The sequence below is a fragment of the Acinetobacter sp. NIPH 284 genome (assembly GCF_000369425.1).
Classification (GTDB): domain Bacteria; phylum Pseudomonadota; class Gammaproteobacteria; order Pseudomonadales; family Moraxellaceae; genus Acinetobacter.
The window spans coordinates 332706-345385 of the sequence record NZ_KB850011.1 but is presented as its reverse complement, the minus strand read 5'-3'; the positions used below and the strand labels follow the sequence as shown (position 1 = coordinate 345385).

Sequence of the window (12680 nt, the reverse complement as noted above, 5' to 3'; positions counted from 1 at the left end):
TTAAAACTTATTCATCTTCTTGTGCCATCGCTGGGTACTCTTTGATTCGACTAGATTCAAATTGATAAGCGTTCAAAAGCTTTAAATAATCTTCACGGCGAATCTGAGAATTTTCCAGTATATGTACTGCCATTTGTTGTGTTTTAGGATGACTGGCTTGCTGTGAAAACTGAAGTACTTGTTGATATTGCAAAGGATTGACAGGAAGTTTCAATGCATAAAATGCAAGGATAAAAATAGACAAAATAATGATACTGACCAAAGCATTATAAAATTGGTCAATTTTCAACCCTAATTTGGATTGTAAAAATTTATGTTTAGAAATTATAGACAGCATAATCTACCTCGAATTAGATGTAGTGTATGTGTCTAGCTCGCTTAGGACAAGTGTAGCGTTCAATAATTCACCGCTAGTAAGTTTATTGAACGCACATATGATATTAATCAACTCATCAGCGAACGGACAAAGGCGAAATATAAAATAAATGCAATAATCACAAGTGCCAAAAATATTGCAAACATCCCTACACCACTTTCAGCATCAGCTGGATGTAAATCATCATCATCAGCAATACGTTTCAACTCGCCATTGTAAATATCATAAAACCGATCTTTTTGTTCAGGGCTTAAATGACTTGCGAAATCGTAAACTCTTTTGCGCTGTGCTAAACAATAGTCACCTAAGTGAATCTCCTGATGAAAGATTGCCTCATCGAGTAATTTACGGTGATGGTGAGCTAAAGCAATAATTTGGCTTTCTGCTGGCGGTACATCAAAGCTGAAGCCATCAATTACATTTGACATATTATTCTCCTTATCTATTTCTATTATTTTCACTTTGATTTTACTTAAAAATATTTGCGAGAAGTGTTTAATCGTGTAAGCTTACAAATTAAATAATGACACGCGATATACTTGACAATTCAAGTAATGTTGTCATAATTATTTCATAATTCAGAGTTATAGTGACTTAAGTTCAAAGTAAAGTATCTTTGAATAGAATCTGAAGTAATCATAATTAAAATAAGGAGTTATATATGATTCAGCATTTTACACAACATGAACTAGAGCATGTGTATGCCAATGCAGTAAATACAATTCAATCGCAAAAAAACTTTCTAGATGCTGTGAAAGAGCTTGAACAAGTAGCTCAAGCAGGTCACGGTAAAGCAGCATTATTTTTAGCGGAACTGTATTATCAAGGTTTTCGAGTAGAACGTGATTCTTTGAAAGCTCAATATTGGCAAAAGTTAGCAACAATGCAAGCATAAGAAAACGTCACTCAGGTGGCGTTTTTTAATACCTCCTTAAAACGTACAACCTCACTCCCTCCCACGGTCTAACTTGCGCTGCATCAAAGCTTTGATTTGCTCAGGTAGCGTTAACTTTAATAAAAAAATATTTCTAGAGTCTTTCTGAATTGCTTTTATCTGATGCAAAGATTGAATAATCAAGATGATATTTTGACCCAAAAGAATATTTGCTTACGATTTAGATCAATTGTTTAAACATAAATGCCATATAAATTTCTTATAATTAAACATGAGTTTAAATAAAATTAGTTTACGAACATGTATCGTTTTAATAATTTCCAACCAGTATCACGCGAGTTGATGATTAAAATTTCAATTCTAAAAACAATGATGTATTGTGGCGTACTTTGGGGTTTATATCATCAAGGTTGGGCAATCAAGTCCGATCACGATGGTCATGTATTCCCATTTTGGTTGAATGGCGTACAAGCACACCGTTACGCAAAATCAAATTGGAAAAATTATAAACCACGTAAAATTACACCTAAAGATTTTCATGAATCACTATTACCAACCTTAACGCGTTTACAAGTAGAGCCTGCTTTATTTAATTCTTCGCATCGCAAATTCAAACTTTCGACACAACAAATGCAGCATTTCTTTTTTATGCAAGAACCAGTTATGGCGTAATAAATTTGCCCACCAATCATGATGACTTTTTAGACATTCACAAGAGAAAGTTATCATTGTTGTGCATTTAGGACTTTGCAATTAAAAAAAATACCGTTAAGTTAAATGAAAATGACAATACAACAGAGGTAGATAAACAATGACAAGCGTTGCCCAAGTCATCAAAAATAAAGCTGTACAATCAATTTTTACAATTTCGCCAAATGCGACTGTACTTGAAGCAATTAAAATTATGGCGGACAAAGGTGTAGGTGCACTGGTGGTTGCAGAAGATGAAAAAGTGGTTGGAATTTTCTCTGAACGTGACTATACCCGTAAGATCGCCTTGATGGAACGCACCTCAGAAAGCACACTTGTCTCGGACATTATGACATCCAAGGTCATTTCAGTCGGCTTGAACCATACGGTAGAAGAATGTCTACAGCTCATGACCGATCGTCATTTACGTCATTTACCTGTATTGGATCAAGAAAAGTTGGTGGGTTTTATCTCAATTGGTGACTTGGTGAAAGCAGCAATGGAAGATCAACGTATCCTGATTGAACAGCTTCAACAATATATCTCTGGTTAATTCTATAAAAATAAAAAAACAGGGCAATTCACTACCCTGTTTTTTATTTTAAAAACCCAGAACTATGCCTTTAGAAATTTCTGGATTGCAGGCACAAGACGTTGCAACAGCTCATCTGCCTGAGCTTGAGTCATGTTGAGTGTGGGTAACAAACGAACCACAGAACCCGCCGTGACATTGATAATCAATTTATATTGATCACGGGCAATCGCAACAAGTTCAGCACAGTCTTTTGGTAGCTGAATACCAATCATCATACCAAAACCACGCACCTGTACATTGTAACCAGCCAATTGCGCTTTGAGTTGATTCACGATATAGGCACCGACAGTGGCAGCATTTGCGACCACATTCTCTTTTTCAAGTGTATCCAGTACCGTATAGACCACACGCGAGCCCAACACTGTGCCACCATAGGTTGAACCGTGGCTGCCTGCACCCAGTAAACCGATCGCTTTACCCTGAGTCATCACCGCCCCAATTGGAAAACCATTACCCAAACCTTTGGCTGTGGTCATCACATCAGGAACGATACTGGTGTGCTGATAGGCAAAATATTTACCTGTACGCCCATTTCCAGTCTGGATTTCATCCAGCATCATCAACCAGTTATGCTGATTACATAACGCGCGGACTTCTTCCAGATAGCTAAAGCCTTGCGGTGCTGTATTGACACCACCTTCCCCCTGAATCGGTTCAATCAGGATTGCAACAATATCAGGATGATTGATAGCTGCCTCTTGAATCGCTTCAACATCACCAAATGGCACACGAATAAAGCCTTCAACCAAAGGTGCAAAACCTTCTTGAACTTTTTTATTGCCTGTCGCAGATAAGGTCGCCAAAGTACGACCGTGAAAAGATTGTTCAGCAACAATAATTTTAGGATTGCTAATGCCTTGTTTAGAACCAAATTTACGTGCAATTTTGATCGCACCTTCATTTGACTCAGCGCCACTGTTTGAGAAGAAAATTTCTTCCATTCCAGAAACTTGTGCAAGTTTTTGAGCTGCAGCAGTTTGCCAAGGAATTTCGAATAAGTTACTGGTATGCACTAAAGTTGCAGCTTGCTCAGCAATCGCTTCCGCAATCACTGGGTGTGCATGCCCTAAACCACAAACAGCAATACCTGTTAAGGCATCCAAATATTCCGTACCATCCGCTGTATATAAATACGCCCCTCGTCCTCGTACAAAGCTGATCGCTTGGCGACCATAAGTTGCCATAAGATGTGATGGTTGATCAGGTTGCACAGGAGCAAGAGTGATATTAGTCATAACAAACTCAATCTATCATTAGTTGTGGTGAAAAAAGTTATATAAGCAAAAACTTGAGTAGATTGAAAGCTCAAACTCACATTTATATAAGAAAAATCTTTAGCAATAGCCGCAAAACTGTTTTTCAGTATATAATTTACGGAGATTAGTTGAGGATCTATCTATGACGGAACAAGCGCGTGATACAGTAGCGTTAATTCGTGATCAAATTGCGAAACACCCTGTTTTACTTTACATGAAAGGCACTCCACAATTTCCGCAATGTGGTTTTTCTGCACGTGCAGTTGAAGCACTTAGCCAAATTGGTCGCCCATTTGCCTATGTAAATATCTTGGAAAATCAAGATATTCGTACAACATTACCTCAAATTGCTAACTGGCCTACTTTCCCACAATTATGGGTAAACGGCGAGCTCATTGGTGGTAGCGATATCATGCTTGAAATGTTCCAAAATGGTGAGTTAAAGCCATTAGTTGAACAGTATAGCCCTGCTCCTGAAGCATAAGCTAAAAAATGAAAGCCAATCAAATGATTGGCTTTTTTATTGCAATGAGTTTTAGTTTAAGCTAAAACCAACATACCGAAACATACCTTCTACCCCTAAATCGGCTTTGTAAATTTGTAGATTTGGATAGTTCACCTGAATAATGGTCTTATAAATATTCATACTTGGATCTTCATGAATTTCATCAACCGACTGTGGTAGAACTTCTTCAAAACGATCAGCAATAAATTCAAAACCTAAATCCATAGCCATGAATAAAGTATGCTCACACGGCTGAACATACTGTTCTTGTTCCCAATCTAAAACAGCTTGATGACAATATGGACATGCAATGTTTTGAGTCGCATCGATCACGTTTATAAGTTGGTATGTCATAATTTTTAAAGCATAGAAAATTTGGATTTAGTTTAAAAGAATACGATCTGTGAATCTATCCGAATAACAGGGATTTAAATTATGGCAACACTTGAACAAGCGATTTCACTAGCTGCAAAACAACATGAAGGGCAAGTAGATAAAGCAAATGCCCCTTATATATTGCATCCATTAAGAGTCATGTTAAATGTTCCTACAATTGAACATAAAATTGTGGCCGTTTTACATGATATTTTAGAAGATACAGAAACAACGATTGAAGATTTATACCAATTCGGTTTTCAAGAGCATATCATTGACGCAATCGTCGCACTCACTAAAAAACAAGGAGAAACTCGTCTAGAAGCAGCTCAACGAGCGCGACAAAATCCAATCGCACGTGTTGTTAAATTAGCAGATATCAATGACAATATGGACTTATCTCGCATTCAATCACCAACAGTCAAAGATTTTGAGCGTTTGAAAGAATACCAACAGGTTCGAGATTTATTATTACTCCAAAATGTTTAATAATCTCTTTTATAATGATTCACCCTAATCACAAAAGCTGGAGTTTATAGCGTAATGCTAACGGATTTAGATGATTTTTATTGCTTTGCCCTTGTTGTCGAACATGGTGGTTTTAGTGCGGCTGAAAGAGCAACTGATATTCCTAAATCCAAATTAAGTCGCAGAGTTTATAATCTCGAAGAACAGCTGGGTGTACGCTTAATTCAACGTAGTTCACGACACTTTGCCGTTACCGATATTGGTATGGATGTTTATCGTCATGCTCAAGTGATGATGAATGCAGCCCAAGCTGCACATGATGTTGTCAATCACTTAAGTAGCGAACCACGCGGTGTAATTAAAGTCAGTGTTCCAGTTGATATTGCACAAAATCAAATGGCGAAAATATTACCGAGCTTTTTAAAGAAGTACCCTGAAGTTCGGGTTCAAATGATGGTAAGCAATCGCAGAATTGATGTAATTAACGAAGGCGTTGATCTCGCCTTACGTGTTCGCTCTAAGCTAGACGATGACCCTAATTTAGTTTTGCGTCAGTTTACAGCAATTGAGCAACGTCTATTTGCTAGTCAAGCTTATTTAAATGAATTCGGTCATTTAACAACGCCAGAACAATTATCTGAGCATCGTATTATCAGTATGTCCGAAGAACATCTAGATCAACACTTTTTATTATTTGGACCTGAAAATCAACAAAAGAAAATTAAAGTAAATCCTGTCATTATGGGTTCGAATTTGTTGATGCTTGCGGAATTGGCAAGTCAAAATTGTGGAATTGCTTTATTACCAGATAGTATTGCACAAGATTTCACAAAATCAGGGCAATTGGTCAAAGTTTTACCTGAATGGACTGCCCCACATGGTATTTTCCATGCCGTTTATCCGTCACGTAGAGGTCTATTACCCGCTGTACGAGTCTTTATCGATTATTTAGTAGAACAATTAACAGAATCAACGAATAAAAAAAGAGCTTGAATCATTCAAGGTCTTTTTTAAATACATTACACCGCTGGATAGTGTCCTGTTCCATTTGGCCAAGGTGTTAACAACTCAAAACCATCATCAGTAACAACAACCATATGTTCCCATTGCGCTGATAAGGACTTATCTTGTGTCACCACAGTCCATCCGTCATTCAGTTCTTTCACATGGCGTTTACCAGCATTCACCATCGGTTCAATCGTAAATACCATACCCTTTTTCAAGATCATGCCCTGTCCTTTTTGACCATAATGCAAAATATTCGGCTGTTCATGATAGATTCGACCAATACCATGACCACAATATTCTCGGACAATACTATAACCTTCACGTTGCGCAACGGATTGAATTGCATAACCAATATCACCGAGTGTCGCACCTGGTTTTACCGTATGAATCCCTGCAAGCATGGCTTCATAAGTTGTTTCCACCAGTTTCTTGGCTTCTGGGCTCGGCTCGCCCACAAAATACATGCGGCTGGTATCCCCAAAATAACCATCTTTGATTACAGCAACATCGATATTTAATATATCGCCTTCTTGCAAAATTTTCTTTGCGGAAGGAATTGCATGGCACACTTCTTCATTGACTGAAATACATGTCGTCTTGGTAAAACCATGATATCCCACATTGGCTGGAATCACCTGCAAAGTATTTACGATATAGTCGTTGCAAATATCGTCTAAATATTCAGTTGAAACGCCGGGCTTAATATAATCACCAATCATTTCTAATACTTGTGCCGCTAAACGTCCTGAGATACGTAATTTCTCAATATCTTGCTCAGATTTAATCGTCACAGTAGAAGCTCTCATTCGAGATTTTCCTTATTTAAATATAGGTTAATGCAACATGCAGATTCATTTTTGTACTGCATCTCGTATTTCAACAGTTGTACGCTGTCGTACAAAAATCTTCAATCGTTTTAAGATTGAACGGTTGCTATTATTTTACATTTAATTTCAATCGGCATCATAGTAAAAAAGTATAAAGGGCTATATTTTTTACTTTTAAAATCTTTTCAATAAATTAAGTTTACCAATGCTAATTATATGATTTTAATCAGTTCTTATTAGACAAAAATAAACCAAATTTCACATAAAATTAGTTTCAAATGACTACAAATTTGTTCTAGAATCCGCACTTTTATTTTATACCTCCCTTTTATGAACCATCTTCGTACAGGAGATATTATTGCTCTCGGTTTCATGACCTTTGCACTTTTCATTGGTGCTGGCAATATTATTTTCCCCCCTATCGTTGCGCAACAAGCAGGTGAGCATGTTTGGCTCGCTGCTTTTGGATTCTTAATTACCGCAGTCGGTCTACCTGTAATTACCATTATGGCTTTGTCTCGTATGCAAGGCTCTATTGAAATTATCAGCTCGCCACTTGGACGCTTTTTTAGCTTACTCCTCACGATTGTCTGTTATTTGTCTGTCGGACCATTATTTGCCACACCACGTACTGCAACTGTTTCTTATGAAATAGGATTTGCTCCATATTTTGGTACATCAAATAGCAGTCTACTGATTTATAGTGTTATTTATTTTACACTTGTCACTGTGATCTCGCTTTACCCGAATAAATTATTAGATACAGTAGGTCACGTCTTAGCTCCTTTAAAAATTGCTGCTCTAGCGGTTCTTGGTATTGCAGCAATCCTTATCCCTACTGGCTATATTTCTCCACCAATCCATAAGTATGTGACTCGTCCTGTTTCTGAAGGCTTCGTAAACGGCTATTTAACGATGGATACTTTGGGTGCCTTAGTATTCGGTATTGTGATTATTCAAGCGATTCAGTCTCGTGGCGTGACAGATTCAAAGCTGATCACCAAATATGCGATTATCGCGAGTTTAATTGCTGGTGTAGGTTTAACCCTAGTATATATCAGCCTATTTAAACTTGGATTAGGTAGCCATGAAGTTGCGGCGAATGCAGCGAATGGTGCAGTAATTCTGCATGCTTATGTACAACACGCCTTTGGTGATCTAGGTTCGTTGTTTTTAGCTGGTTTGATTTTTCTTGCCTGTATGGTAACTGCAATTGGCCTTACCTGTGCATGTGCAGAATATTTCACTGAATTAACAGGCTTACCGTATAAATTATTAGTTTTTATCTTAATTGGATTTTCATTATTAATTTCTAATTTAGGCTTAACAAAACTAATTGCGTTCTCTGTTCCAGTGTTGAGTGCAATTTATCCACCAGCGATTGTTGTGATTATGATGAGTTTCTTCTGGAAATATTGGAATAAACCTTCAACTGTCGTGAGCTCTGTTACTGCTGTTGCTTTTCTTTTTGGCATTATTGAGGCACTCAAAGCGGCTGGATTCTCTGAACAACTCCCTCAATTCATTAATAATTTACCGTTGAATGAACAGAACCTTGCTTGGTTATTGCCTTCATTGGTCGTACTCGTTATCGCAATTGCTGTAGATCGATTCTCTAGCAGTACTGCTTCTCAAAATTAAAATGATTTGTCGTTAAAATAATGTTTTACCCAAATATAATTTTAGCTATACAAAAAATGTTCTTTTATCCAACTTACATTTTTTGTTTACGACAAATTATTTTTTATCTTATTTGTATCTACCTCTACCCGTATTATTCACACTGTATTTGATCTGAATCACAAAAACATCTTTTCAGCAACTTTTTCAAATTGTAAAAAACCAACACCACTATTCATAATAAAAATAACCTTAATACACCCAAAAAATGTTCAATCTATATAGAAATCAATACATCCATAAATTTATTTAAAAAATAGTGAAGTTAGCTATTGAAATACTGAAAAAATCAAAGTACAACTTTAATCTTAATTCTGACAAAAACGATTAGCTTTTGTCATCACTACTCAAGGAGGGATGGAGATGTTCTCATTACATTTCAACAAGCAAGTCTTCATTGACACTCTAAAGACCAATGATTCCATCGTATATGCAATTACGACATTTGCATTAATGGCGACGCTGTTATTGCAAGGCACTATTAAGGGTAATTTAAAACCTGAATATTTTGCATACGCTTTAATCGTCTCTTTAGCCTTTTGTACGTGGGGGATTATCGATCGAAAGTTTCGACAGATAAGTGCTGAGCGCCAAAAGAATTTTTAATATAAGAAATGGATGAGTAATCATCCATTTTTCTAACTGGTAAATTTTAAGATTGTTCCTAATAGTAATACTGCTGTAGCACCTAATTCGACCATTATTAAACTCAACATTAAAAATGTCATACACCATCTTGGAATCGACCACTGTCCCAACTTATGCGGTTGCTTAAACTGATTCGTTGTATCTTTTAACATTCCATGAATGATATAGACCAAAATCGACATTGAGAAAAAGAATAAATTCGCCACAACGCAAAATAGACTCAAACTATCCGATAAACTTGTAAAATAACTTAATGCAGCCAAGATTAAACTCGCAGCGGCATAAAGCAAACTACTGCGATGTGCAATATCGACATAATAATGTGCACGTGCAAGCTCTGTATTTCTAATTTGATAATACTTCCAAACGCCAGTTAACATCCCTACCCAAAGAAATATTCCACTAAAAATGATCGCCAATTTGGTTGCACTGGTTAAAATTAACATTCCCTTTTCCCCAAATTGTTTTTCCAAAAATAGCTATATTACATAAAATTTGACTTTTAAGTCATTTTTTAAACGAGTTTCTTTTTAGAACTTGTATAAACTGGAAATATGTCTAGACAAGAGTATTTCTCAAATGACTACATTTGAATCATTTTGGATCAGTTGTAAAGATGGTTACCAACTTGCAGCACAGTATTATCCAGCAAGTGATGCCACCAAACCATTTCCGATTCTAATTTGTCCAGCAACAGGTATTACCAAAGGTTTTTATCACTCATTTGCTGAATGGTTAAATCAACAAGGCTACAAGGTCTTAAGTTTTGACTTTAGAGGAATAGGTCAATCTTTACATGAGGCACTGAAAAATTCGAATGCCAGTATCAATGATTGGGGTTTATTAGATATTCCCGCAGCCATCGAAACACTCTTGAATCGTGCTCAAGCTAAACAAGTGATTATTTTGGGACATAGTGCCGGTGGTCAATTACTTGGAATCAACCCTAACCATCAAAAAGTTGCTAAAGTTGTCGCAATCGCTGGTTCAACGGGTCATGTAAAAGGCTTAAAAGGAAAAACTAAACTTCTTGCTCCATTAATGTTTAATGTCATTTTTCCAATATCCAGTGCTATTAAAGGATACGGTGCAACACAATTTATTGGTATGGGTGAAAATTTACCTAAAAATGTAGCAAAACAATGGGCTGAATTTTGTAGTCAACCTGGTTATGTCATGAATGCAATTGGTAAAAGTATTTTTGCTGATTATCACCAAGAGATTGTCTGTCCGATTACATCAATTTGGGCAAGTGATGATGAAATCGCAACACAGGCAAATGTTAAAGATTTACTCAGACTTTATCCTAATGCCCAAACCAATTTGATTGAATTGAAACCACAACAATATGGTTACAAACAAATTGGACATATGCTGATGTTCAAAAAATCACATCAGAAATTATGGCCCGTATTAGAAAAAGAACTGAGAATGTAATCCCTAAACTCACAGCTTTACCCTTTTGCGTATCTAAGTTTGTAATCCTATTTAGATGCGCCTTTTTAATTTACAATTATTTACATAAACGATAAATGACATAACTAAGTAGAAGTTTTTTACAATGAATTATTTTTTAACAATATAAAATTAAATAATAAAGCTACATTTGTATTCTTTTTAAGCAAATTAATTAACTAATAATGATTAAATGTGATAAAGAATGTATTTATTCAACTTTTTAGCAGCACTATGGATTTTAATTTTTAACCAAATGTTAAATTCAAATATATGTATTTAATTTGTTTTTTCGATTATTTTATTTTACAAATGTAACAATTTTAAAGCTATATGACATTTTAGACAGAATCTTTTATAAAAAAGTCACGTCATAATTTGTATTTATTTTCTACAATACATTTGTTCTACAAATAAGCTACAATGCAGCACTGTAGAAATACAATTGGGGTAAGATGGATAGGTAAGACCATCATTAATAACAGTTTTATATAGTTTACATGATGATACCCCTATCCTAAGCAAAGATGGTTATACAACCATTTTTAGGAAGATTTGTTATAAATGGAATGTTAGAAAAATTAGATTTCATCATTTTTCTAGCGTATAAATTGTAGACATTTCATGGAATTTAGGAGTTGCATCTAACAACTCTGTGTAACAAGCATAGGAAATAACTTAATGCCTAAAAAATATGCGCGTTTTTTACCTACATCAGAAACATTTAACTTAGAAGACTTTCCTTATTTCTGGATTTCTCAAGTAAATGCACAGTACGTTCAAAATATCGATAACGTACTTAAGAAGTATGGTTTAGACAACTCTCGCCGTCGTATTTTAATTGCATTGAATGTCAAACCACATGCAAGCGTGTCTGAACTTTCAGACATGGTGATTTCTAAAATGTCTACAACCACAAAAATCGTATATCGCCTTAAAGATGAGGGATATATTGAAACTTATTCATGTAAAGAAGATGGTCGTATTACCCGCGTTTATCTTACTGATAAGGGTACAGAAATGATTACTAAAATTAATGATCTAACCTCTGTAATATTAGAACAATCATTTGATGGATTAACACCGTTGCAAATTGAAAAGACGATGGAAATTTTAAAACATATGTTTAAAAATCTTGCTCGTTGATTGATAAAATATAAAAAAAGGTTTCTTATTAGAAACCTTTTTTATTTAGAAAAGATCAAACATATTTAACTGAGGTGTTTGTTTTGCTATTTTTGCCTTAGGTACATGTGAACATTCAAACTCTTCGACTGGAAACCCTTGCATAAATTGAATCATTTGATGTGGTTGTTTTAAACTCAACCAATCATCAAGACGATCATGTGGAATGATGACAACTGATCTTTTTATATCGCCAGGTTCATGAAATTCTTTCATCATCGGATGGTCGACTGCGTTCATTGTGAGCATCGCTGCTGAACGAATAATTTGATTATTGATTTTACAAATTTCATAAAGTGCAGCAATAAAAAAGGCTCTGCCATCTTTACGCCTTACACCCCATCGTTGAGGTTTATTTCCAGTATATTTACTTTCATAAAACTCAGTGACTGGAATTACACCGAACTTGCATTTATAAGCTGCCTCCTGAAAGCTTGGTTTCTCAAAAATGGTCTCATGTCTAGCATTATAAGCACGTTTAGAGCTGTTAATATCCTCTGCCCATTTCGGCACTAAACCAAATAATACTTCTCGCCACTCCAATCCATGTTCAGATTTAAATAATAACGGTGTTTTATAACTTGGATAAATCTCATCGAGATAGTTAAAAGGAACAAGTGGTAGTTCAAGTTGTTGTAATTGCTCAAGTGTTACTGGTTTGTAGTTAGCACACATAAAATCACAAGCACCTTACTTAATAAAAAAGCCTCCGAGGAG

The 12680-nt window shown here is 35.7% G+C and carries 17 protein-coding genes; 10 read left to right on the top strand and 7 right to left on the bottom strand.

What is annotated here, in order from left to right:
- Positions 1-7: 7 nt before the first annotated feature.
- Together F908_RS07625 and F908_RS07620 are read right to left on the bottom strand one after the other, a co-directional pair.
- Positions 8-337 (bottom strand): hypothetical protein, encoded by a 330-nt coding sequence (locus tag F908_RS07625; RefSeq protein WP_005160011.1) that lies wholly within the window; start codon positions 335-337, stop codon positions 8-10.
- A 107-nt stretch (positions 338-444) separates the two neighbouring features.
- Positions 445-804, bottom strand: coding sequence for a hypothetical protein (locus F908_RS07620; RefSeq protein WP_005160009.1), 360 nt, complete (start codon positions 802-804; stop codon positions 445-447).
- Between the two features lie 233 nt (positions 805-1037).
- Here F908_RS07620 and F908_RS07615 point away from each other — a divergent pair, with 233 nt between their 5' ends.
- The 3 genes from F908_RS07615 to F908_RS07605 all read left to right on the top strand — a co-directional run bounded on the left by F908_RS07615 (position 1038) and on the right by F908_RS07605 (position 2514).
- The gene (locus tag F908_RS07615) at positions 1038-1271 is read left to right on the top strand and encodes an SEL1-like repeat protein (protein WP_004662320.1); all 234 of its coding nucleotides are present in this window, start codon (positions 1038-1040) and stop codon (positions 1269-1271) included.
- 300 nt (positions 1272-1571) lie between these two features.
- Complete coding sequence (locus F908_RS07610) at positions 1572-1943, top strand: DUF2750 domain-containing protein (RefSeq protein WP_005160000.1); 372 nt, start codon at positions 1572-1574, stop codon at positions 1941-1943.
- Between the two features lie 139 nt (positions 1944-2082).
- Entirely contained in the window at positions 2083-2514 is a 432-nt protein-coding gene (locus F908_RS07605) for a CBS domain-containing protein (protein ID WP_005159997.1), read from the top strand.
- 62 nt (positions 2515-2576) lie between these two features.
- Here F908_RS07605 and F908_RS07600 read toward each other — a convergent pair whose 3' ends face one another.
- On the bottom strand, positions 2577-3791 hold the full coding sequence (locus F908_RS07600; protein WP_005159994.1) for an aspartate aminotransferase family protein: 1215 nt from the start codon (positions 3789-3791) through the stop codon (positions 2577-2579).
- Between the two features lie 163 nt (positions 3792-3954).
- Here F908_RS07600 and grxD point away from each other — a divergent pair, with 163 nt between their 5' ends.
- On the top strand, positions 3955-4296 hold the full coding sequence (gene grxD / locus F908_RS07595) for a Grx4 family monothiol glutaredoxin (protein WP_004662328.1): 342 nt from the start codon (positions 3955-3957) through the stop codon (positions 4294-4296).
- Positions 4297-4347: 51 nt separating this feature from the next.
- Here the strand turns inward: grxD and F908_RS07590 are convergent, their stop codons facing one another.
- On the bottom strand, positions 4348-4671 hold the full coding sequence (locus F908_RS07590; protein WP_005159991.1) for a hypothetical protein: 324 nt from the start codon (positions 4669-4671) through the stop codon (positions 4348-4350).
- An 81-nt stretch (positions 4672-4752) separates the two neighbouring features.
- On the opposite strand from F908_RS07590, the gene F908_RS07585 reads away from it, so the two are divergent.
- Together F908_RS07585 and F908_RS07580 are read left to right on the top strand one after the other, a co-directional pair.
- Positions 4753-5181, top strand: coding sequence for an HD domain-containing protein (locus tag F908_RS07585; RefSeq protein ID WP_004662331.1), 429 nt, complete (start codon positions 4753-4755; stop codon positions 5179-5181).
- A 54-nt stretch (positions 5182-5235) separates the two neighbouring features.
- Complete coding sequence (locus F908_RS07580; RefSeq protein ID WP_005159989.1) at positions 5236-6153, top strand: LysR family transcriptional regulator; 918 nt, start codon at positions 5236-5238, stop codon at positions 6151-6153.
- 26 nt (positions 6154-6179) lie between these two features.
- Here the strand turns inward: F908_RS07580 and map are convergent, their stop codons facing one another.
- Positions 6180-6974 carry a type I methionyl aminopeptidase gene (gene map / locus F908_RS07575; RefSeq protein WP_005159988.1) on the bottom strand — a complete coding sequence of 265 codons (795 nt, stop codon included), beginning with the start codon at positions 6972-6974 and terminating at the stop codon, positions 6180-6182.
- Between the two features lie 351 nt (positions 6975-7325).
- Between map and brnQ the strand changes: the two genes are divergently transcribed.
- Positions 7326-8636 carry a branched-chain amino acid transport system II carrier protein gene (gene brnQ, locus F908_RS07570; protein WP_005159986.1) on the top strand — a complete coding sequence of 437 codons (1311 nt, stop codon included), beginning with the start codon at positions 7326-7328 and terminating at the stop codon, positions 8634-8636.
- Between the two features lie 402 nt (positions 8637-9038).
- The gene (locus tag F908_RS07565; RefSeq protein WP_005159983.1) at positions 9039-9281 is read left to right on the top strand and encodes a hypothetical protein; all 243 of its coding nucleotides are present in this window, start codon (positions 9039-9041) and stop codon (positions 9279-9281) included.
- A gap of 32 nt (positions 9282-9313) precedes the next feature.
- On the opposite strand, the gene F908_RS07560 is transcribed toward F908_RS07565, so the two are convergent.
- Positions 9314-9769, bottom strand: a complete 456-nt coding sequence (locus F908_RS07560; RefSeq protein ID WP_005159981.1) for a hypothetical protein — start codon at positions 9767-9769, stop codon at positions 9314-9316.
- Positions 9770-9902: 133 nt separating this feature from the next.
- Here F908_RS07560 and F908_RS07555 point away from each other — a divergent pair, with 133 nt between their 5' ends.
- A complete protein-coding gene (locus F908_RS07555) occupies positions 9903-10760 on the top strand; it encodes an alpha/beta hydrolase family protein (protein WP_005159979.1) in 858 nt (285 codons plus the stop codon).
- 699 nt (positions 10761-11459) lie between these two features.
- The gene (locus F908_RS07550) at positions 11460-11924 is read left to right on the top strand and encodes a MarR family winged helix-turn-helix transcriptional regulator (protein ID WP_004662340.1); all 465 of its coding nucleotides are present in this window, start codon (positions 11460-11462) and stop codon (positions 11922-11924) included.
- A 45-nt stretch (positions 11925-11969) separates the two neighbouring features.
- On the opposite strand, the gene F908_RS07545 is transcribed toward F908_RS07550, so the two are convergent.
- A complete protein-coding gene (locus tag F908_RS07545; RefSeq protein ID WP_005159978.1) occupies positions 11970-12638 on the bottom strand; it encodes an SOS response-associated peptidase in 669 nt (222 codons plus the stop codon).
- Positions 12639-12680 lie beyond the last annotated feature (42 nt).

Excerpts from the sequence above, each read along its gene's own strand:
- F908_RS07625 (WP_005160011.1), bottom strand. The coding sequence starts at position 337 with ATGCTGTCTATAATTTCTAAACATAAATTTTTACAATCCAAATTAGGG.
- F908_RS07620 (WP_005160009.1), bottom strand. The coding sequence starts at position 804 with ATGTCAAATGTAATTGATGGCTTCAGCTTTGATGTACCGCCAGCAGAA.
- F908_RS07615 (WP_004662320.1), top strand. The coding sequence starts at position 1,038 with ATGATTCAGCATTTTACACAACATGAACTAGAGCATGTGTATGCCAAT.
- F908_RS07610 (WP_005160000.1), top strand. The coding sequence starts at position 1,572 with ATGTATCGTTTTAATAATTTCCAACCAGTATCACGCGAGTTGATGATT.
- F908_RS07605 (WP_005159997.1), top strand. The coding sequence starts at position 2,083 with ATGACAAGCGTTGCCCAAGTCATCAAAAATAAAGCTGTACAATCAATT.
- F908_RS07600 (WP_005159994.1), bottom strand. The coding sequence starts at position 3,791 with ATGACTAATATCACTCTTGCTCCTGTGCAACCTGATCAACCATCACAT.
- grxD (WP_004662328.1), top strand. The coding sequence starts at position 3,955 with ATGACGGAACAAGCGCGTGATACAGTAGCGTTAATTCGTGATCAAATT.
- F908_RS07590 (WP_005159991.1), bottom strand. The coding sequence starts at position 4,671 with ATGACATACCAACTTATAAACGTGATCGATGCGACTCAAAACATTGCA.
- F908_RS07585 (WP_004662331.1), top strand. The coding sequence starts at position 4,753 with ATGGCAACACTTGAACAAGCGATTTCACTAGCTGCAAAACAACATGAA.
- F908_RS07580 (WP_005159989.1), top strand. The coding sequence starts at position 5,236 with ATGCTAACGGATTTAGATGATTTTTATTGCTTTGCCCTTGTTGTCGAA.
- map (WP_005159988.1), bottom strand. The coding sequence starts at position 6,974 with ATGAGAGCTTCTACTGTGACGATTAAATCTGAGCAAGATATTGAGAAA.
- brnQ (WP_005159986.1), top strand. The coding sequence starts at position 7,326 with ATGAACCATCTTCGTACAGGAGATATTATTGCTCTCGGTTTCATGACC.
- F908_RS07565 (WP_005159983.1), top strand. The coding sequence starts at position 9,039 with ATGTTCTCATTACATTTCAACAAGCAAGTCTTCATTGACACTCTAAAG.
- F908_RS07560 (WP_005159981.1), bottom strand. The coding sequence starts at position 9,769 with ATGTTAATTTTAACCAGTGCAACCAAATTGGCGATCATTTTTAGTGGA.
- F908_RS07555 (WP_005159979.1), top strand. The coding sequence starts at position 9,903 with ATGACTACATTTGAATCATTTTGGATCAGTTGTAAAGATGGTTACCAA.
- F908_RS07550 (WP_004662340.1), top strand. The coding sequence starts at position 11,460 with ATGCCTAAAAAATATGCGCGTTTTTTACCTACATCAGAAACATTTAAC.
- F908_RS07545 (WP_005159978.1), bottom strand. The coding sequence starts at position 12,638 with ATGTGTGCTAACTACAAACCAGTAACACTTGAGCAATTACAACAACTT.